The organism is Nocardioides luteus (genome assembly GCF_000960475.2).
In the GTDB taxonomy this organism is placed as follows: Bacteria; Actinomycetota; Actinomycetes; order Propionibacteriales; family Nocardioidaceae; genus Nocardioides; species Nocardioides luteus_A.
In genome coordinates this window covers 39,503-58,529 of the sequence record NZ_JZDQ02000031.1, presented here as the reverse complement: position 1 = coordinate 58,529, position 19,027 = coordinate 39,503, and the positions used below count along the sequence as shown (strand labels likewise).

General features: G+C 70.8%; 18 protein-coding genes and 1 riboswitch. Of the genes, 7 read left to right on the top strand and 11 right to left on the bottom strand.

All coding sequences use genetic code 11. The features are described from left to right. Window positions 1-14 precede the first annotated feature (14 nt). The 5 genes from UG56_RS20315 to UG56_RS20295 form a co-directional block, all read right to left on the bottom strand. Window positions 15-893, bottom strand: coding sequence for an AAA family ATPase (locus UG56_RS20315; RefSeq protein WP_045550662.1), 879 nt, complete (start codon window positions 891-893; stop codon window positions 15-17). 73 nt (window positions 894-966) lie between these two features. Then, a complete protein-coding gene (locus tag UG56_RS20310; RefSeq protein ID WP_084101356.1) occupies window positions 967-1,497 on the bottom strand; it encodes a nucleotidyltransferase family protein in 531 nt (176 codons plus the stop codon). Continuing rightward, window positions 1,494-2,069: a hypothetical protein gene (locus tag UG56_RS20305; protein ID WP_045550661.1), complete on the bottom strand. Its 576-nt coding sequence runs from the start codon at window positions 2,067-2,069 to the stop codon at window positions 1,494-1,496. The genes UG56_RS20310 and UG56_RS20305 overlap by 4 nt, the downstream gene beginning before the upstream one ends. Before the next feature lie 325 nt (window positions 2,070-2,394). After that, window positions 2,395-4,026 (bottom strand): chaperonin GroEL, encoded by a 1,632-nt coding sequence (gene groL / locus UG56_RS20300; RefSeq protein WP_045550660.1) that lies wholly within the window; start codon window positions 4,024-4,026, stop codon window positions 2,395-2,397. 213 nt (window positions 4,027-4,239) lie between these two features. After that, window positions 4,240-4,761, bottom strand: a complete 522-nt coding sequence (locus tag UG56_RS20295; RefSeq protein WP_177191517.1) for a GNAT family N-acetyltransferase — start codon at window positions 4,759-4,761, stop codon at window positions 4,240-4,242. Window positions 4,762-4,872: 111 nt separating this feature from the next. Between UG56_RS20295 and UG56_RS20290 the strand changes: the two genes are divergently transcribed. The 6 genes from UG56_RS20290 to UG56_RS20265 all read left to right on the top strand — a co-directional run bounded on the left by UG56_RS20290 (window position 4,873) and on the right by UG56_RS20265 (window position 10,440). Continuing rightward, the gene (locus tag UG56_RS20290; protein ID WP_256206790.1) at window positions 4,873-5,232 is read left to right on the top strand and encodes a YciI family protein; all 360 of its coding nucleotides are present in this window, start codon (window positions 4,873-4,875) and stop codon (window positions 5,230-5,232) included. Continuing rightward, complete coding sequence (locus tag UG56_RS20285) at window positions 5,232-5,579, top strand: YciI family protein (protein WP_052693967.1); 348 nt, start codon at window positions 5,232-5,234, stop codon at window positions 5,577-5,579. The genes UG56_RS20290 and UG56_RS20285 overlap by 1 nt, the downstream gene beginning before the upstream one ends. Continuing rightward, window positions 5,576-5,914, top strand: a complete 339-nt coding sequence (locus tag UG56_RS20280; protein ID WP_052693959.1) for a YciI family protein — start codon at window positions 5,576-5,578, stop codon at window positions 5,912-5,914. The genes UG56_RS20285 and UG56_RS20280 overlap by 4 nt, the downstream gene beginning before the upstream one ends. A 7-nt stretch (window positions 5,915-5,921) precedes the next feature. Beyond that, the gene (locus UG56_RS20275) at window positions 5,922-7,163 is read left to right on the top strand and encodes an RNA polymerase sigma factor (RefSeq protein ID WP_045550657.1); all 1,242 of its coding nucleotides are present in this window, start codon (window positions 5,922-5,924) and stop codon (window positions 7,161-7,163) included. 34 nt (window positions 7,164-7,197) lie between these two features. Beyond that, the gene (locus UG56_RS20270; RefSeq protein WP_052693956.1) at window positions 7,198-8,766 is read left to right on the top strand and encodes an AMP-binding protein; all 1,569 of its coding nucleotides are present in this window, start codon (window positions 7,198-7,200) and stop codon (window positions 8,764-8,766) included. Between the two features lie 75 nt (window positions 8,767-8,841). Further along, window positions 8,842-10,440: an AMP-binding protein gene (locus UG56_RS20265; RefSeq protein ID WP_143055127.1), complete on the top strand. Its 1,599-nt coding sequence runs from the start codon at window positions 8,842-8,844 to the stop codon at window positions 10,438-10,440. 116 nt (window positions 10,441-10,556) lie between these two features. Here the strand turns inward: UG56_RS20265 and UG56_RS20260 are convergent, their stop codons facing one another. The 3 genes from UG56_RS20260 to UG56_RS20250 all read right to left on the bottom strand — a co-directional run bounded on the left by UG56_RS20260 (window position 10,557) and on the right by UG56_RS20250 (window position 13,884). Further along, complete coding sequence (locus UG56_RS20260) at window positions 10,557-11,474, bottom strand: SGNH/GDSL hydrolase family protein (protein ID WP_071327222.1); 918 nt, start codon at window positions 11,472-11,474, stop codon at window positions 10,557-10,559. A gap of 41 nt (window positions 11,475-11,515) precedes the next feature. Next, window positions 11,516-12,787, bottom strand: coding sequence for a threonine synthase (gene thrC / locus UG56_RS20255; protein ID WP_045550654.1), 1,272 nt, complete (start codon window positions 12,785-12,787; stop codon window positions 11,516-11,518). 11 nt (window positions 12,788-12,798) lie between these two features. Next, a riboswitch (SAM riboswitch) is annotated at window positions 12,799-12,937 on the bottom strand. Between the two features lie 68 nt (window positions 12,938-13,005). Further along, window positions 13,006-13,884, bottom strand: coding sequence for a LysR family transcriptional regulator (locus tag UG56_RS20250; protein ID WP_071327224.1), 879 nt, complete (start codon window positions 13,882-13,884; stop codon window positions 13,006-13,008). A gap of 104 nt (window positions 13,885-13,988) precedes the next feature. On the opposite strand from UG56_RS20250, the gene UG56_RS20245 reads away from it, so the two are divergent. Further along, window positions 13,989-14,975: an MDR family NADP-dependent oxidoreductase gene (locus tag UG56_RS20245; RefSeq protein WP_045549888.1), complete on the top strand. Its 987-nt coding sequence runs from the start codon at window positions 13,989-13,991 to the stop codon at window positions 14,973-14,975. Window positions 14,976-15,006: 31 nt separating this feature from the next. Here the strand turns inward: UG56_RS20245 and UG56_RS20240 are convergent, their stop codons facing one another. The 3 genes from UG56_RS20240 to lon form a co-directional block, all read right to left on the bottom strand. Continuing rightward, complete coding sequence (locus UG56_RS20240) at window positions 15,007-15,918, bottom strand: GlxA family transcriptional regulator (protein WP_045549887.1); 912 nt, start codon at window positions 15,916-15,918, stop codon at window positions 15,007-15,009. Next, window positions 15,915-16,466: an isochorismatase family protein gene (locus UG56_RS20235; RefSeq protein WP_045549886.1), complete on the bottom strand. Its 552-nt coding sequence runs from the start codon at window positions 16,464-16,466 to the stop codon at window positions 15,915-15,917. The genes UG56_RS20240 and UG56_RS20235 overlap by 4 nt, the downstream gene beginning before the upstream one ends. 68 nt (window positions 16,467-16,534) lie before the next feature. Further along, on the bottom strand, window positions 16,535-18,859 hold the full coding sequence (lon, locus tag UG56_RS20230; protein WP_045549885.1) for an endopeptidase La: 2,325 nt from the start codon (window positions 18,857-18,859) through the stop codon (window positions 16,535-16,537). Window positions 18,860-19,027: the final 168 nt, after the last annotated feature.

Genomic DNA, 19,027 nt, shown 5'->3' with positions numbered 1-19,027 from the left:
GCCAGAGAAGTCGCTCACGCCAGCAGCCGATCCAGTGCGGCCCGGACGCGGTCGGCGTCCTCGCGGTGCTTGACGAGCGCGCCGAGCGTGGCCGCGGCGTTCTCCAGGTCCAGCTCGGCCGCGCCGAGATGGTGCAGGGCGCGGGCCCAGTCGAGGGTCTCGGCGACGCCCGGCGGCTTGAGCAGGGCGTTCGCGCCCTCCGCGCTGCGCAGCTGCTGGACCACCGTGACCACCTGGCGGGCGAGCTCGTCGGCGACCTCGGGGGCTCGGCTGCGTACGATCTCGATCTCGCGGTCCAGGCCCGGGTGGTCGATCCAGTGGTAGAGGCAGCGGCGCTTGAGGGCGTCGTGGAGCTCGCGGGTGCGGTTGGAGGTGAGCACGACGATCGGCGGGACCGCGGCTGCCACCGTCCCGAACTCCGGGATCGTGACCCGATAGGTGGACAGCACCTCCAGCAGGAACGCCTCGAACTCATCGTCGGCCCGGTCGATCTCGTCGACGAGCAGCACCGACGGGGACTGCCGCAGCGCGGCCAGCACCGGACGAGCCAGCAGGAACCGCTCGTCGTAGAGCGACTTCTCGGCCTCCTCCACCTCGGCCGCGGTGCCGGCGGCCTCGAGGGCGCGCAGGTGCAGGATCTGGCGGGCGAAGTCCCAGTCGTAGAGCGCCTGGGTGGCGTCGATCCCCTCGTAGCACTGCAGCCGTACGAGCGGCAGGTCGAGCGCCTCGGCGATCGCCTCCGCGAGCGCGGTCTTCCCGGTCCCGGGCTCCCCCTCGAGCAGCAGCGGCCGCTGCATCTTCAGCCCGAGGAACGTCACCGTCGCCAGCTCCGGGTCGGCGAGGTATCCGGTCGCCGCCAGGCGGTCGGCGATCTCCCGGGGCGTCAGGTCCATGACCTGAGCCTAGAACGCGAAGCGTTGGCTCAGGGTTGGACGACCTCGAACGAGGGTAGGCGCGAGTCGCCGCTCACCGGCGGTCGACGTCGTTGCCTCCGGCGAGGTCGCCGCACTCCACCAGGCGTACGTCGTGGGTCTTCAGATAACCGCGAGCCCCCTGGTCGCCGACGGCTGCCTCGATGACGCCGGTCCAGTGGTCGCGCCCGATCAGCACCGGATGGCCGGGAACCCCGTGGTACGCAGCCCGCGCGAGTCCGGCGGCCGACGCCGTCGACACCACCCGCGCCACCACATCGGCTCCGACGTCCGGCAGGTCGACCAGATGGACGACAGCAGCCTCGACGTCCGGCCCGAGGGCCTCCAGGCCGACCCGCAGCGAGGCGCCCATCCCCTCGTCCCAGTCCTCGGCGACGACGACCCGCTGATCGGCGGGAAGCAGCGCCCGGGCCGCGTCGGCGGACGCGCCGAGCACGACGGTCACGTCGTCACAGCCGCCCTCGCGCAGCACTGTGACCGAGCGGACCAGCCAGTCGTCGACGAGCGCCTTCGGCGTGCCCATCCGCCGGCCCGCACCGGCGGCGAGGAGGAGCCCGGCGATCACTTGAACGCAGCGGTGTAGAGCTTCTGCAGCTTCGGGGTCTTCGCGTCGCTGTAGCCGCAGCCGATGACCTCGGCGTCGCCCTGGGCCGCGACCAGGTAGTTCTTGCCCTTCTCGAACTCGGGCATCGGGATCGTGCTCGGCGGCGGCAGGGTGATCCGGACGGTGTCGGTGCCGCCGAAGCCGTCGGCGTACATCCACGTCTTCACCCGCAGAACGGCCTCGGTCTCGGTCACGCTCTCGGCGGTGCCCTCGAAGGCCAGCGCGGCGTTCTGGGAGAGCCACTTGGAGGTCGGCGGGATGCAGCGGGCGGCGTCCGCGACCACGGTCAGCTCGGTCGACCCCGCGCCTCCGGCCGGAGCCGAGGGCGACGGGACCGGCGCGGTCTCGGTGACCGTCGCGGACGGCGATGCGGGCTTGGCATCGGGATCGTCGGCGGTGTCGTCGGAGCCGAGCATGCCGAAGGAGGCGATGACGGCGACGAGCACGACCGCGGCGGCGATGGCGGCCGCGACCCAACGCCACGGTGACCGCGGCGGCTGCATCCCGGTCTTTGGCCCGACATCGATGCTCATGCCCACATCATGCCTCAACGCTGGGTGCCATCCGTGGACCCGGTTGACACACGCAGGCGGGGCCCTGGCTTCGAAGAGCCATGACCCCGCCCGCCGCTGCAGAACTTCACCCGGACACTTCCTTGGGCTTCAAGCCCCCCAGATCCAGACGCTGCCCCGCAGTCGGCCACTGTGTGGAGCACCCATGTTGCGTTACCCGGCTGTTGTCGAGACAGTGTCGAAAGTCCCCAAAAAGATGGGACCGCTGGGCCCCTCCCGATCACCGAAATACGAAGAGGGCCTCTCCCGAAGGAGAGGCCCTCTTGGTAGAGCTGGCGAGACGGGCTCAGAAGCCCATGCCGCCCATGTCACCCATGCCACCGGTCGGGTCGCCAGCGGCGGCCTTCTCCGGCTTGTCGGCCACGACGGCCTCGGTGGTGAGGAACAGCGCGGCGATCGACGCGGCGTTCTGCAGCGCCGAGCGGGTCACCTTGGCGGGGTCGATGATGCCGGCCTGGAGCAGGTCGACGTACTCGCCCGTGGCCGCGTTGAGGCCGTGGCCCTGCGGGAGGCCGGCGACCTTCTCCGCCACGACGCCGCCCTCGAGGCCGGCGTTGATGGCGATCTGCTTTAGCGGCGCCGAGATGGCGGCCTTGACGATCGAGGCACCGGTGGCCTCGTCGCCCTCGAGCTCGAGCTTCTCGAACGCGGTGGTCGCGGCCTGGATCAGCGCGACACCACCACCGGCGAGGATGCCCTCCTCGACAGCGGCCTTCGCGTTGCGGACGGCGTCCTCGATACGGTGCTTGCGCTCCTTGAGCTCGACCTCGGTGGCCGCGCCGACCTTGATGACGGCCACGCCGCCGGCCAGCTTGGCGAGGCGCTCCTGCAGCTTCTCGCGGTCGTAGTCGGAGTCCGACTTCTCGATCTCGGCGCGGATCTGGTTGACCCGGCCCTCGATCTGACCCTGGTCGCCCGAACCCTCGACGATGGTGGTCTCGTCCTTGGTGATGACGACCTTGCGGGCCTGGCCGAGCAGCTCGATGCCGGCGGTCTCCAGGGAGAGGCCGACCTCCTCGGAGATGACCTGGCCACCGGTGAGGATGGCGATGTCCTGCAGCATGGCCTTGCGGCGGTCACCGAAGCCCGGAGCCTTGACGGCGACGGACTTGAAGGTGCCCTTGATCTTGTTGACGACCAGCGTGGAGAGAGCCTCGCCGTCGACGTCCTCGGCCAGGATGACCAGCGGCTTGCCGGTCTGCATGACCTTCTCCAGGACCGGGATCAGGTCCTTGACGCTGGAGATCTTCGAGTTGACGATCAGGATGTACGGGTCGTCGAGGACGGTCTCCATACGCTCCGGGTCGGTCACGAAGTAGGCCGAGATGTAGCCCTTGTCGAAGCGCATACCCTCGGTCAGCTCGAGGTCGAGCCCGAAGGTGTTCGACTCCTCGACGGTGATGACGCCTTCCTTGCCGACCTTGTCCATCGCCTCGGCGATGATCTCGCCGACGGTGGTGTCAGCAGCGGAGATCGAGGCGGTAGCAGCGATCTGCTCCTTGGTCTCGATGTCCTTGGCCTGGGCGAGCAGCTGCTCGGAGACGGCGTCGACGGCCGCCTCGATGCCACGCTTCAGGCCGGCCGGGTTGGCACCCGCGGCGACGTTGCGCAGGCCCTCGCGGACCAGCGCCTGGGCGAGAACGGTCGCGGTCGTCGTGCCGTCACCGGCGACGTCGTCGGTCTTCTTCGCGACCTCCTTGACCAGCTCGGCACCGATCTTCTCGTAGGGGTCCTCGAGCTCGATCTCCTTGGCGATGGACACACCATCGTTGGTGATCGTGGGGGCGCCCCACTTCTTCTCGAGAACGACGTTGCGGCCCTTGGGACCGAGGGTGACCTTGACGGCGTCGGCGAGGGTGTTGAGACCCTTCTCCAGACCCCGACGGGCCTCCTCGTTGAAAGCGATGAGCTTCGGCATTGCTCCTGCGATCCTTCACTTGGGAAGTTCGTTGGATCCGGTCCGATGGGTTGCCCGCGACGGACGACGCCACTCCCGGCAGAACCCTTCCCTGCCGCTCGCAGACGCCTCAACGTCACCGGTCCGGTTGTTGTCACTCTCATGGTAAGAGTGCCAGCCTCATGTTTAGCACTCGACCCCTGCGAGTGCAAGAAAATCCCGGATGGCGGCGGGTCAGAGGCGCTTCGTGAGCTCGGCGAACTCGAGGTCGTCGCGCAGCGGCACACCGAAGCGCTCGTCGCCGTAGGGGAACGGCTCGAAGCGTCCCGTACGCCCGAACCCCCGCCGCTCGTAGAACGCGATCAGATCCTCGCGCTGGCGGATCACGGTCATCCGGATCTCCTCGGCGCCCCACTCACGCGCGATCCGCTCGGCCTCGGCGATCACGGTCTTGCCGACACCGGCGCCCTGCAGGCTCGGCGAGACCGAGAACATGCCGAAGTAGGCGTACGCCTCGCGCTTCTGGAGCTGGCAGCAGGCGACGATCTCGCCTGCCCGTTCGGCGACCAGGAGCCGGGAACCCGGGGCAGTGATCACCTCGCGTACGCCCTCGGGGTCCGTCCGCTGGCCGGCCAGCAGGTCGGCCTCGGTGGTCCAGCCGGCACGGGAGGCGTCACCGCGGTAGGCCGACTCGATCAGGGCCACCAGCGTGTCCACATCGGAGAAGGTGGCGTCACGGAAGGTCAGCTCAGGCACGACGCCCAAGATACGGCAGCGCGACAATCCGGCGAGGTGTCGATTTGGCCCTGTCCCGCCCGTCATCCCCGATGACAGACTCACACCGAGGCACACGAAGGGATCAAGACGATGACCAGATACATGGTGCTGCTGCCGACCAACGAGGCCTTCTGGGCCGAGTCGACACCCGAGGAGAAGGCGGCCGGCTACGAAGTGCACGGCAAGTTCGCCAAGCTGCTCGCCGAGCGTGGCCACAAGGTGACCGGGGGCGCCGAGCTCCACCACTCCAGCAAGGCCAAGACGCTGCGCAAGGAGGGCGACGGGGTGGTGATCACCGACGGCCCGTACGCCGAGACCGTCGAGCACGTGACCGGCTTCTACACGATCGAGACCGACGACGTCGACGACATGCTCGAGTGCTGCAAGGTGCTCGCCGAGCTGGAGACGGCCCTCGAGGTCCGCGAGATCGTCGAGCACGGGGAGATGTGATGAGGTTTCTCCTTCTTCTCGGCGGTCCCGACCACCACGCCCGCTGGGCCGCCCTCTCCGAGGAGCAGAAGCAGACCGCGTACGCCGACTTCAGTGCCTTCGCGAAGGCGGTCGCCGAGCGGGGCGAGCTGATCGACGGCGACGCCCTGCAGCCCGACACCACCTCGCGCACCATCCGCGAGGACGGCAGCGTCACCGACGGCCCGTTCGCGGAGTCGGTCGAGCAGCTCGGCGGCTATTACGTGATCGACGTGCCCTCGATCGACGACGCCGTCGCCCTGGCGAAGCTGCTGCCGAAGCACTTCGCCGTGGAGATCCGGCCGACGCAGGGAGTGCAGATCCGATGACCCGCTACTACCTGCTCATCCCCAACGTCGAGGCCGAGTGGCAGGCGAAGACGGACGCGGAGAAGGACGCGCTGTTCGCCGTGCACGAGAAGTTCGCGGCGCTGCTCGCCGAGCGCGGCCACACCGTTCTGAAGGGTTACGGCGCCGCGCTCGCCGTGCCCTCGACGGCCGTGACCGTGCGCTCCTCCGGGATCACCGACGGGCCCTACACCGAGTCGGCCGAGCACCTGGCCGGGCTCTACGTCGTGGAGTCCGAGGACCGCGACGACCTGGCCGAGTGCTGCCGGCTGCTCGCCACGGTCGAGTCGGCGATCGAGATCCGCGCGAAGGACTAGCCGGGCGATGCTGGAGACGCTGCTGCGCGACGAGTGGGGCCGGCTGCTGGCCCTGCTCGTCGCGCAGTTCCGCCGTCTCGACCTGGCCGAGGACGGTCTGGCCGACGCCTTCGAGGCCGCCGCCCGGCGGTGGCCGACCGACGGCGAGCCGGACAACGGACCCGCCTGGCTGCTGACGACCGCCCGCCGGCGGATCGTGGACCGGATGCGCTCCGAGGAGGTGCTGGCCCGCAAGATGCCGCTGCTCGCGGTCGACGCCGCGCTCACCCAGGAGGCGCAGCAGGTGATGGCCACCGTGCCGGCCGGGGCCGGCGGCGAGGCGGTCACCGACGAGCGGCTCCGCCTGGTGCTGCTCTGCGCCCACCCGACGCTCTCGCGCGAGGCGGCCGCGGCGCTCACCCTCCGGCTGGTCCTCGGTGTCTCGACCGAGGACATCGGGCGGCTGTTCCTGCAGTCGAAGGCGACGATGGCGGCGCGGCTGACCCGGGCGCGGAAGCGGCTCGCCGGCGCCTCCTTCGAGGTGCCCACGGACCTCGCCGACCTGCGGCAACGGGTCGGCATCGTCGCCGAGGTCGCCTACCTCGCGTTCACGGCGGGCTACGCCCCCGGCACCGGGCCCGATGTCGTACGGAGCGACCTGGCCGGCGAGGCGATCCGGCTGGTCCGCGTGCTGCGGACGGTGCTCCCGGCCCCGGACCCGGAGGTCGACGCCCTGCTCGCCCTGATGCTCCTCCAGCACTCCCGCCGGGCGGCCCGGATCGGGCCGGACGGCGGTCTGGTCCTGCTGCCCGACCAGGACCGCACCGCCTGGAGTCTCGAGGAGATCACCGAGGCGCTCGCGATCCTCACCCCGCTCGCCCACGCCGCACCGGCGCCCTACCTGCTCCAGGCCCTGATCGCCGCGGAGCACGCGGTCGCTCCCACCTCGGAGGCGACCGCCTGGGACCGCATCGTCGAGCGCTACGACGAGCTGCTCGCGCTCCGCGACACCCCGGTCGTACGTCTCAACCGGGCCGTCGCGGTGGCCGAGGACTCCGGTGCCGAGGCCGGGCTGAAGGCGCTGGAGTCGGTCGCGCTCCCGGGACACCGGCTGCCTGCCGTACGGGCACAGCTGCTGGAGCGGGCGGGGCGTCGCCGCGAGGCGATCGAGGCCTACGCGGAGGCCATCGCGCTCTGCGCGCACGGGCCCGAGCGGGCCGATCTCGACCGGCGACGGGACGCCCTGGAAGATGTGAGAGCCAATCACTAGACGAGAACACGTTCTAGTTGTCACACTCGGTGGCGTGACCCCGATCACTCTCCCCGACATCCTCGAGGCGATGGCCGACGCCGTCCCCGACCGCACCGCCGTGTTCACGATGGAGCACGCCTACAGCTTCGCCGAGATCGACGAGCGGGCGTCCCGGCTGGCCAACCACCTCATCGGGCAGGGCATCCGGCCGGGCGACCACGTCGCCGTCCACTCCCGCAACCGGATCGAGTGGGTCGACGCCTTCTACGGGTGCATGAAGGCGCGCGCGGTGCCGATCAACATCAACCACAAGTACCTCCGCGACGAGCTCGACCACCTCTACCGCAACTCCGACTCCGTCGCGGCGATCATCGGTCCGGAGCACGTCGAGGCGGTCGCCGCGCTCGGCCTGGGGATCCCGACGCTGGTGCTGGGCGAGGAGTACGACGCCGCGGTCGCCGCCGCGTCCAAGGAGCGTCCCGACATCGAGCGCAGCCCCGACGACCGCTACGTCATCTACACCGGTGGCACCACCGGGATGCCGAAGGGCGTGGTGTGGCGCCAGGAGGACATCATCCGTGCCGCGATGAACGCGAGCCGGTTCGGAGCGCCCTTCGACACCGTCGAGCAGCTCGCCGAGGAGGCCGCCGCGCAGGAGACGCCGATGGTGCTGCTGGCCTGCGGCCCGATGATGCACGGCGGCAGCCAGTGGATCATGGGCAACGGCCATGTCGCCGGCTGCACGGTCTCGCTCTACACCGAGCCGACCTGGTCGGCCGAGACGATCCTCGACCTCGTCCAGGCCGCCGGGGTCAACTCGCTCACCTTCCTCGGCGACGCGATGGGCCGCCCGGTCGCCGAGGCGATCCTGCGCGAGCCGGAGCGCTGGGACCTGAGCAGCCTGTTCGCGGTCTCCAACGGCGCCGCGCCGATCTCGGCCGGCGTGCGGGCGCAGCTGCAGGCGGCGCTGCCCGGCCGCTACCTGCTCGACACCTACGGCGCCTCCGAGTCCGGGGCGACCGGCATGCACGTCGACGAGGGCAAGGAGGGCGCGCAGGCGGCGCCGAAGTTCCAGGTCGGGATGGACGTACAGGTCTTCGACGCCGACCTGAAGCCGTGCGCGGCCGGCGAGACCGGGATGCTGGCGCGGACCGGCTCGATCCCGCTGGGCTACTACAACGACCCGGTCAAGACCGCGGCGACGTTCAAGGAGGTCGACGGGCAGCGCTGGTCGATCCCGGGCGACTTCGCGCGGCGGGAAGAGGACGGCTCGATCACCGTCCTGGGCCGCGGCTCGGGCTGCATCAACACCGGCGGCGAGAAGGTCTTCCCCGAGGAGGTCGAGGCCGTTCTGCTGCGTCACGCCGACGTCTTCGACACCGCGGTCGTCGGCACCCCGCACGAGCGCTGGGGCCAGCAGGTGACCGCTCTCGTGCAGCTCCGCGAAGGCGCCACGACCTCGGACGACGCGCTCCGGGAGCACTGCCGCAGCCTCATCTCGGCCTACAAGGTGCCCAAGGACATCCTGCTCGTGGAGCGAGTCCCTCGCACGCCGGTGAGCAAGGTGGACTATCGTGCGAGCGCTACGGTCGCTGCCGAGCTGCTCGAGGCGCGTAGGTGACGACCGGCTGATCCGCACGTACGGTTCGGTGCCGTACGGCCCTACCCCTGGAAAGCCTACGTCTCTGTGTCCGCCGTGATCCCCCTCACACTGCCCGACATCCTGGAAGCGATGGCCGATGCGATCCCCGACCGCACGGCAGTCGTCACCACCGACCGCGCCTACACGTACGCCGAGATCGACGAGCGTGCCACGCGCCTGGCCAACCACCTGCTGAGCGTCGGCCTCGAGCCGGGCGCGCAGGTCGCCGTCCACGCGACCAACCGGATCGAGTGGGTCGACGCCCTCTACGGGTGCCTCAAGGCCCGCACGATCCCGATCAACATCAACCACGCCTACCGCCGCGACGAGCTCGCCCGGACGTACGCCGCCACCGACTGCGTCGCGGCCATCGTCTCGCCCGAGTTCACCGATGACCTCGACGAGCTCGACCTGAAGCTGGACCAGCGGGTCGTCCTGGGTCCGGACTACGACGCCAAGGTCGCCGCGGCGTCCAAGGAGCGGCCGACGGTGGGGCGTACGCCCGGCGACTGGCACATCATCTTCACCACCGGCACCACGGGCACCCCGAAGGGCGCCGTCTGGCGCCAGGAGGACCTGATCTGGGCCGCCCTCAACACGGTCCGCCGCAACGCACCGATCCCGTCGGTCGAGGGGCTCGCCGCCGAAGCGGCCGCCCGCGACTCGGGCGTCGTCCTGCTCGCCGGCGGGCCGCTGCTGCACGGCCAGAGCCAGCTGCTGCTCCTGCGGGCGCTGGTCGCCGGCGGCACCGCGGTGCTCGACACCTCCGAGTCGTTCTCGGCCGAGGCGTTCCTCGACCTCGCCGAGAAGTCCGGCGCCACCGCGATCACCCTCCTCGGCGACGCCCAGGCGCGGCCGGTGGCCGCCGCGCGCCTCGTCGGCAAGAAGCGCTGGCCGCTGCACTCGCTCGCCGGCGTCTCCAACACCGCGGCCCCGCTCTCCGACGGCGTCCTCTCCGTGCTCCGCAACGCCTTCGCCCGCCGGGTCATCGTCGACTCCTACGGCACCCTGGAGACCGGCGTCACCGGCTCCCGGGCCGACGACGGCTCGGCGCTCGTCCCTGGCGAGGCGCGGTTCATGGTGGGACCCGAGGTGGAGGTCTTCACCCCCGACCTCACCCCCGCGGCCCCCGGCGTCGAGGGCCTGCTGGCCCGCTCCGGCCCGGCCGCACTCGGCTACTACAAGGACAACGCCCGCTCGGCCACCGCGATCAAGCTGATCGACAACCGCCGCTGGACCTTCCCCGGCGACCTCGCCCGTCGCGAGGAGGACGGCTCGATCACGCTGCTCGGCCGCGCCGCGACGCTGGTGCGCACCGGTGACCTCGAGATCCACCCGGAGACCATCGAGGGCGTGCTCCTCGCCCACGACGACGTCGTCGACGCCGCCGTCTTCGGCATGCCGCACCCGCGCTGGGGCCAGCAGGTCGCGGCGCTGGTGCAGCTCGCTCCCTCGTCCGAGATCACCGCCGCCGACCTGCGCAAGCACGCCCGATCGGTGCTCGGGGACTCTCACGAGCCCAAGCTCGTCCTGCTGGTCGAGTCGGTGCCGCGTACGCCTGCGGGGACCGTCGACTACCGAGCTGCCACCGGCCTCACCGCCGACCTGCTCAGCACCGGCGGCAAGACGCCGGACGAGGCGGACGACAAGTAGCCCAGTCGGCGCAACTGTCCCACCCCCAGACGCCGAGTCGGCGCAACTGTCCCGGCCGTGCGGGACAGACGCGCCGACTCGGCGTCGTTTTCCGGGACAGACGCGCCGGGTCGGCGTCAGGGCCGGCTGTGCCGGGCCGGGTCGTCGGGGGCCGGCGGGGCTTCCGCCTCGGGCGGGAGCTCGGGAAGGTGGTGTCCGAACGGGACCTGCTGGACCTGCCCGAGGGCGGCCAGGACGGAGGGCAGCATCGCCTTGGCGGTGCGCTTGTAGCCCATGGCACTGGGGTGGAAGTGGTCGATCGCGAACATCTCGTCGGGGTTCGTGATGAAGAACGGGCCGACCACGTCGGAGAGCGAGACGACGTGGGCGCCCCTGGCCAGCGCGGTCTCGCGCTGGCCGTCGGCCAGCTGCTTGGCGATCCTGCGGCCGAGGGAGCGCAGCGGCTGCGGCAGCGGCCGGACCGCGCCGACGTCCGGGCAGGTCCCGACGACGACCTCGGCACCACGCTCGCGCAGCGCGTCGATGACTTCCCCGAGCACGCGGGTGGAGTCCTTCTGCGGCACCCGGTGGGTGACGTCGTTGCCGCCCACGATGACCACGGCGACGTCGGGCCGGTAGCCCTTCGGCAGCGACTCGAGCTGCGCAGGGACCATCGAGGTCTCGGCCCCGACCACGGCAGCCGTACGCAGCCGCACCGGTCGCTGCAGCGCCTTGGCCGTGCCCTTGGCCAGCCGGGCGCCGAGGGTGCCGCCCCTGGTCTCCGCGCCCAGCCCGGCGGCGATCGAGTCACCGAGGACGAGCAGCTCGACCGGCGTACCTCCGTAGGTCTTCTTGTAGACCTTGTCGGCGTCGATCGCCTCCTCGCCGAGAGGCTTGCCGATCACGTCGCGGGCGTGCGCTGCCTGTCTCTTCAGCAACGTCACGAACCCGGCACCGGCCGCCGCTCCCACCACGCCGATCGCACCGGCGACCCCGGCGGTGGCGGCGACCATCCCGAGCCACCTGGCCTCTTCACTCGTCTTCGCGCTGCTCACATCCCTTATCTGTAGCGCACGAGGGTGAACGCGAAGCCAACCTACGCCTGGGAGAGCCCGGCCTCCTCGAAGGAGTCGTAGTTGGGGGCGATGGTGGCGCGGGGGCCGACGATGCCGCTGACCGCGTCGAGGGTCTTGAGGCCGTGGCCGGTGTTGATGATCACCGTCTCCAGGCTCGGGTCCAGGACGCCGGTCTCGACGAGCTTCTTGGTGACCGCCAGGGTGGTGCCGCCGGCGGTCTCGGTGAAGATGCCCTCGGTACGCGCCAGCAGCACGATCGCGGCGCGGATCTCGTCGTCGGTGACCTCCTCGACGGCGCCGCCGGAGGAGCGGGTGGCGTCGAGGACGTAGATGCCGTCGGCCGGGTTGCCGATGGCGAGCGACTTGGCGATGGTGTCGGGCTTGACCGGGCGGATGGCGTCGACACCGGCCTTGAACGCGGTCGCGACCGGGTTGCAGCCGGTGGCCTGGGCACCGAAGATCCGGTAGGGCTTCTCCTCGACCAGACCGAGCTTGATCAGCTCCTTGAAGGCCTTGTCGACCTTGGTCAGCTGGGATCCGGAGGCCACCGGGATGACGATCTGGTCGGGCAGGCGCCAGCCGAGCTGCTCGGCGATCTCGAAGCCGAGGGTCTTGGAGCCCTCGGCGTAGAAGGGACGTACGTTGACGTTCACGAACGCCCAGCCGTCCTCTTCCGCGGCGATCTCCTGGGCGAGCTTGTTGACGTCGTCGTAGTTGCCGTCCACGGCGATCAGGTTGTCGGTGAAGACGGCCGAGTTGACCTGCTTGGGCTGCTCGAGGTTGCTCGGGATGAAGACCGCGGTCGGGATCCCGGCGCGGGCACCGGCGGCGGCCACGGCGTTGGCGAGGTTGCCGGTCGAGGGGCAGGCGAAGACCTTGGCGTCGAGCTCGCGGGCGGCGCTCAGGGCGCAGGCGACGACGCGGTCCTTGAAGGAGTTGGTCGGGTTGGTCGAGTCGTCCTTCACCCAGATCTTCTCGATGCCGAGCTCCTTGGCGAGGTTCTTCGCGTCCAGGAGCCGGGTGAAGCCGGGCTCGGTGTTGGGGCTCTGCTCGATGTCGTCGGGCACCGGCAGCAGCGCCTTGTAGCGCCAGATGTTGCGGGGTCCGGCCTCGATCTCCTCGCGGGTCACGGCCGGGAAGTCATAGGCCACCTCCAGTGGCCCGAAACACTCCGGACAGGCGTAGTGCGGACCGAGGTCGATCTGGTTGCCACACTCGCGGCACGACAGGGCCGAGGCGTTGCCGAAAGCGCCCTCGCGCAGGCCCTTCGTCTCCGTGGTCGCAGCGCTCATGAGAAACCTCCTCCTCATCTTCCCCGATCACGTCTCTCGCGCCGGGCCGGAATTAGCACCTGCTCCGCGCCCTGCCCGTGGTCGGGAGGAGGCTCGCGGTCGGTTGCCGGGACTTCACTGGGCCGTTCCCTCAGTCCCTCTCGATGAGCAGTAGCGATCGTACGGCAGGTATCCGGCACCCCACATACCCGGGTTCCACTCCGTGGACCGAGCGTCCATCATGCGGACACGCGAGTGCGGTGGGCGGCTCGCAGCTCGCGCACCACCGCCCTGACGGCCGGCCCGGCGTCGGGCGTCGTCACATAGCCGATCGTGCGGGTGGGCCGGTCCGGACCGAGATCGGTCACGGCCAGGCCGGCCGGCAGGGACGACAGAGACAGCTCCGGCATCACCGCCATGCCGAGACCGCGCGCGACCAGGGAGAGCACCGTCCCGTCGTCCTCGGCACGGACCGTCGCCGTCGGAAGCCAGTCCTGCAAGGCCCACCACTCACGCGTGTACGAACCACAGTTCTCGGCCCAGTCGACCAACGGGAGCGTCCGTGGTTCCGGGTGTCCGGCGGGGTGCACCAGTGCGTACGTCTCTTCCAGCAGCGGTCGCGCGACCAGCCCGGGAGGCGGGTCGCTGCCCAGGGTCGCCAGCGCCAGGTCGGCACGGCCGGCCGCGACCTCGCCCGCGGTGCCCGCACCGATGTCCGCGACCACCGTCACGCTCGGTTCGACCTCCGGATATCTGACGCGCAGCCGGGCCAGCACGGGCGGCAGCAGCTGCACGGCGATGCTGCGGAAGGCGGCGATCCGCACGGGCCCCGCCACCCGGTCCGCCGTCTCGGCCGAGGCCCGGGCGTCGGCGGCCAGAGCCTCGAGCGCATGCAGCGCCCGGCGCGCGTGCCCGAGCACGCGCTCCCCCGCAGGCGTCGCTCGTGCCCCGGCACGGTCCCGCTCGAAGAGCGCCACCCCCAGGCGCCGCTCGGTCGCGGCGACCGCACGTGACACGGCCGACTGGGTCAGCCCCAGCCTCGTCCCAGCGGCTGTGAAGCCGCCCGTCTCCGCGACGGCGAGGAGGATCCGCAGCTCGCGCGGTGCCAGGTCGGTCATCTCTCGCGCCTCCGGTCCGTCCATGCGTACGACTCATGGAAGCCGCATCCGGATGACTCCAACGCTCTGCTCCGGGGCGGCATTCCAGATCTACCTTTCCCGACATGAGCGCTGTCACCGTGCACCAGGTCTCCCGGCCCCTTGGCTTTCCGAGCGTCGACGACTTCCGATTCGTGAGATCTCGCGTGCCCGAGGCCACACCGGGTACGGCCCTGGTCGAGAACCTCTTGTGGTCCGTCGACCCCTACCACCGCGAGATGATGGACGGCCTCTTCGAGCTCGGGGCGCCGCTCGAAGGGCGCACGGTCGGGCGGGTGGTGGCCTCCCGCGACCCCGGACTCGTCGAGGGCGAGGTGGTGCTCCATCGTCAGGGCTGGCGCACCCATGCGGTCGTCCGCCCGGAGGAGGTGCGACGCCTGCCGGCCTTCGACGGGGTGCCACTCTCCGCCTTCCTCGGGCACCTGGGCGGCACCGGCCTGACCGCGTACGTCGGGCTGACCCGGATCGCCCGGATACAGCCGGGCGAGGACCTGTACGTCTCGGGCGCCGCGGGCGGCGTGGGCACCTCGACCGCTCGCTTCGCGAAGCTGCTCGGAGCCGGCCGGCTGGTCGGGGCCACCGGCAGCCCGGACAAGGCGGTTCACCTCACCTCGCAGGTCGGCTACGACGTCGCCTTCGACTACCACGACGGACCGGTCGAGGAGCTGCTCGCGCAGGCAGCCCCCGACGGGATCGACGTCTTCGTCGACAACGTCGGCGGCCCGCATCTCGCAGCGGCTGTCGCCGCGCTGCGCGACTTCGGGAGGGTGGTGCGGATCGGGACGATCGCGCAGTACAACGCCGGCCGCCCCGTCCCGTCGCTCATCGACGACTCCGTGGTCGTGGAGAAGAGCCTCCGCATCGAGGGCTTCCTGGTGAAGGACCACGGGAGTGTGCAGGAGGAGCTCTACGACTTCGCCGTGCCGCACATCCAGTCCGGACGGCTGGCGCTCGACGAGACGGTCGTGGACGGCTTCGAGCACATCCTCGACGCGTTTCTCGGCATGCTTCGCGGGGAGAACACTGGAAAGATCGTCGTCCGCGCCACCTGACCTCAGCCAACGTGGTCAGCGGGCGCGGTCGTCAGCGGGCGCGGAGGCGGCGCAGCATCCGGGCGTCGTCGAAGCCCACCGCCCGGGCAGCCGACTCCATCGTGGTCCCGGCGGCGAGCAGGTGGTCGGCCCGCTCACGGCGGAGCGCCTGCTGATAGCGGAGCGGGGTGAGCCCGGTCGCGCGTACGAAGGCGCGGGTCAGGGTGCGCTCGCTCACGCCCGCACCCTCGGCCAGGCCGGAGAGCGGGAGCGGCTCGGCGAACCGGGCGTCGATGACGTCCTGTACATGGTGGACGGTGTCGTCGAGATGGTTCCGGTGGCGCAGCAGGACGCTCTCCTGCGGCTGGTCGCCGTTGCGGCGCGCGTAGACGACCATGTCGCGCGCCACCCGGGCCGCGAGCGCGGGCCCGTGGCGCATCGCGAGCAGGTGCAGGCTCAGGTCGATGCCGCTGGCGATGCCGGCCGACGTCACGATCCGGTCATCGCTGGTGAAGAGCACGTCCCGCACCACCCGCGCCTTCGGATAGCGCCTGGCCAGCGCGTCCTGGAGATCGTGATGGGTGGTGCAGAGACGACCGTCGAGGAGTCCCGCCTGGCCGAGGGCGTCGGCGCCGGCACAGACGCTCGCCACCTCACCCCCGGCCGCATGATGGGCACGTAGCCGCTCGGCGGTCCCGGGGGTGAGTCGAGGGCCGGCGACGAGGTCGTACGCCGCCTTCCAGCCCGGGACGAGGAGCAGATCGCCGGGATCGAGATCGGGCCACTCCCCGCCGGCTGCCAGGGGCAGGCCCTGGGCCGAGAGCACCTCCCCCGGCTCGGCGCCCGCGATGTAGGTGAGGTCGTAGGGATGGCCCAGGTTGCCCGCGGTGTGGAAGGCCTGTGCCGGCCCGGCGAGGTCGAGCAGATGTACGCCGGGCAGCAGCACGAAGACGACCTTGCTCACGCCGCAGATGTTGCCACAGCCTCCAGCTCGGCGATGGTGGCGATCTCGGCGAACCTGCCGCTGAGCACGAGTTTCGTACGCTCGACGATCTCCTCCGCCGACAGCCCACCCAGCGGCTCGGTGGAGACCGCGTCGGCGACGTAGGTGACCCGGTAGCCGAGGTCGGAGCCGATCCGGGCGGTGGTCTCGACGCACTGCTCGGCGCGGATCCCGCACACCACGAGCTCGGTCACCCCGTGCTCGGTCAGCACCTGCTGCAGGTTCGTCGTGGTGAAGGCGTTGTGCGAGGTCTTGCGCACCTCGACATCACCGTCCTGCGGGCCACTGAGGCCGTCGAGGTAGCGCACATGACCCGAGGTCGGGTCGAAGGCGCCGCCGCTACCGGGCTCGGTGTGCAGCACCCAGACGACGAGGTCGCCGGTGGCACGCGCAAGGGTCACCAACCGGTCGGCGCGCTCGGCGATGTCGGGGTGGAGGGTCTGTCCCCACGTGGGCAGCTGGCGGAAGGATTCCTGGATGTCGATGACGAGAAGGGCTCGGTTGCTCATGACTCCAGTGTGCGAGCTGCCCGCTCGATGCACGAGGCATCAAGCGGGCAGCATGCGGAACGATCCGGTCAGGCAGCGGCCACCGAGCTCTTCGTGGTGGCGTTGCCGGTCGCGGCGGCCAGGGCGCCGCGTACGACATCCCTGACATCGCTCACCAGGTTGATCTTCAGCGCCTGCTTCACGTCCTCCGGCACCTCGTCCAGGTCGGGCTCGTTGCGCTGGGGCACGAAGACCTCGGTGAGACCGGCCCGCTGGGCGGCGAGCAGCTTCTGCTTGAGGCCGCCGATGGGCAGCACCCGGCCGGAGAGGGAGACCTCACCGGTCATCCCGACCTCGCTGCGCACCGGGCGACCGGTCGCGAGCGAGGTGAGCGCGGTGACCATCGTGATGCCGGCGCTCGGACCGTCTTTCGGCACCGCACCCGCAGGCACGTGGACGTGGAGCGAGCGGTCGAGCACCGCCGGGTCGACACCCAGCTCAGCGGCGTGCGAGCGGACGAAGGAGAGCGCGATCTGCGCGGACTCCTTCATCACGTCGCCGAGCTGGCCGGTGATGTTCAGCCCGGTCTGCCCGTCGGCCGCCGACGCCTCGATGAAGAGGACGTCCCCACCCAGCCCCGTGACGGCCAGTCCGGTGGCGACACCGGGGACCGACGTACGCTCCGCCGACTCCGGCGTGAACCGGGGCCGTCCGACCAGGTCCTTGAGGTTGTCCAGGTCGACCTCGACGTGCTCCGTGCCTGTCGCCAGCCTCGTCGCGGCCTTGCGCAGCGCCTTGGCGAGGAGCCGCTCGAGCTGGCGTACGCCCGCCTCGCGGGTGTAGTTCGCAGCCAGCTCACGCAGAGCGTCGTCGGAGACCGTGACCTCCGCAGGCGTCACCGCGGCGCGCTCGAGCTGCCGGGGCAGCAGGAAGTCGCGGGCGATGGCGACCTTGTCGTCCTCGGTGTAGCCGTCGATCGTGACCAGCTCCATCCGGTCCAGCAGCGCGCTCGGGATCTGCTCCACGACGTTGGCCGTGGCGATGAAGAGCACGTCGGAGAGATCCAGGTCGAGCTCGAGGTAGTGGTCGCGGAAGGTGTGGTTCTGCGCCGGGTCGAGCACCTCGAGCAGGGCCGCGGCCGGGTCACCGCGGTAGTCGGAGCCGACCTTGTCGACCTCGTCGAGGAGGACGACCGGGTTCATCGAGCCGGCCTCCTTGATGGCCCGCACGATCCGGCCCGGGAGCGCGCCGACGTAGGTGCGCCGGTGACCGCGGATCTCGGCCTCGTCGCGGACACCGCCCAGCGCGACCCGGACGAACTTCCGTCCGAGCGAGCGGGCGACCGACTCACCGAGCGAGGTCTTGCCGACCCCCGGAGGACCGGCGAGCAGCACCACGGCACCTGAGCCGCGGCCACCGATGACCTGCAGGCCACGCTCGGCCCGCCGGGCCCTGACCGCCAGGTACTCGACGATCCGGTCCTTGACCTCCTCGAGGCCGTGGTGGTCGGCGTCGAGCACCTCACGGGCGGCGGTCACGTCGGTGGAGTCCTCGGTGACCACGCCCCAGGGCAGCTCCAGGACCGTGTCGAGCCAGGTGCGGATCCACGCGGTCTCGGGGTTCTGCTCGGAACCACGCTCGAGCTTGTCGACCTCGCGCAGCGCGGCCTCGCGTACGGCCTCGGGGAGGTCGGCGGCCTCGACACGGGCCCGGTAGTCGTCGGAGCCCTCGGGCTCGCCCTCGCCGAGCTCCTTGCGGATCGCGGCGAGCTGCTGGCGCAGCAGGAACTCCCGCTGCGTCTTCTCCATGCCCTCGCGGACGTCCTCGGCGATCTTGTCGCTGACCTCGGACTCGGCGATGTGGTCCTTGGCCCAGGCGATCACCTTCTCGAGCCGCTCCTCGACGTCCGGCGTCTCCAGCAGCTCGCGCTTGGCCTCGTCGTCGAGGTAGGGCGCGTAGCCGGCCGTGTCGGCGATCTCGGACGGCTCGGTGAGCCGGTTGACCTGGTCGATGACCGGCCAGGCCTCGCGACGCTGGAGCACGGCGACGACGAGCCGCTTGTACTCCTCGGCCAGCTCCTTCGCGTGCTCCGTGGTCGTCTCGGTGGCGGGCTCGACCTCGACCCACAGCGCAGCACCGGGTCCGGTCACGCCGGAGCCGATCTTCGCGCGGCCGACGGCCCTCAGCACCGCCGCGGGCTCACCGCCGCGGAACCGGCCGACGCGCTCGATCGTGGCCACAGCGCCGTACGTCGCGTACCGGTCCCCCAGCCGCGGCGCCACCAGCAGCCGGCTCTCCGAGCCTGCCCGGGCGGCGTCGATCGCAGCCTGCGCGGCCTCGTCGAGCTCGATGGGCACGACCATCCCCGGCAGGACCACGGCATCCGAGACGAACAGCACAGGAAGCTTGTCCATGCGGACCCTCCTAGAAAAGTTGAGTGATACTGGCTCAACTTCTGGGAGCAACCGGATGTTCCCTCCGGTTATCGTGTTCGCTGTGAGCGGACGGCGCCTGGTGTAACACGCTGTTACACCGACTATCCGGTCGTTCAGATAGGGCGAGTAGTCCTACGAACGACGTGT

Excerpts from the sequence above, each read along its gene's own strand:
- UG56_RS20315 (WP_045550662.1), bottom strand. The coding sequence starts at position 893 with ATGGACCTGACGCCCCGGGAGATCGCCGACCGCCTGGCGGCGACCGGA.
- UG56_RS20305 (WP_045550661.1), bottom strand. The coding sequence starts at position 2,069 with ATGAGCATCGATGTCGGGCCAAAGACCGGGATGCAGCCGCCGCGGTCA.
- groL (WP_045550660.1), bottom strand. The coding sequence starts at position 4,026 with ATGCCGAAGCTCATCGCTTTCAACGAGGAGGCCCGTCGGGGTCTGGAG.
- UG56_RS20290 (WP_256206790.1), top strand. The coding sequence starts at position 4,873 with ATGACCAGATACATGGTGCTGCTGCCGACCAACGAGGCCTTCTGGGCC.
- UG56_RS20285 (WP_052693967.1), top strand. The coding sequence starts at position 5,232 with ATGAGGTTTCTCCTTCTTCTCGGCGGTCCCGACCACCACGCCCGCTGG.
- UG56_RS20280 (WP_052693959.1), top strand. The coding sequence starts at position 5,576 with ATGACCCGCTACTACCTGCTCATCCCCAACGTCGAGGCCGAGTGGCAG.
- UG56_RS20275 (WP_045550657.1), top strand. The coding sequence starts at position 5,922 with ATGCTGGAGACGCTGCTGCGCGACGAGTGGGGCCGGCTGCTGGCCCTG.
- thrC (WP_045550654.1), bottom strand. The coding sequence starts at position 12,787 with ATGAGCGCTGCGACCACGGAGACGAAGGGCCTGCGCGAGGGCGCTTTC.
- UG56_RS20250 (WP_071327224.1), bottom strand. The coding sequence starts at position 13,884 with ATGACCGACCTGGCACCGCGCGAGCTGCGGATCCTCCTCGCCGTCGCG.
- UG56_RS20245 (WP_045549888.1), top strand. The coding sequence starts at position 13,989 with ATGAGCGCTGTCACCGTGCACCAGGTCTCCCGGCCCCTTGGCTTTCCG.
- UG56_RS20235 (WP_045549886.1), bottom strand. The coding sequence starts at position 16,466 with ATGAGCAACCGAGCCCTTCTCGTCATCGACATCCAGGAATCCTTCCGC.
- lon (WP_045549885.1), bottom strand. The coding sequence starts at position 18,859 with ATGGACAAGCTTCCTGTGCTGTTCGTCTCGGATGCCGTGGTCCTGCCG.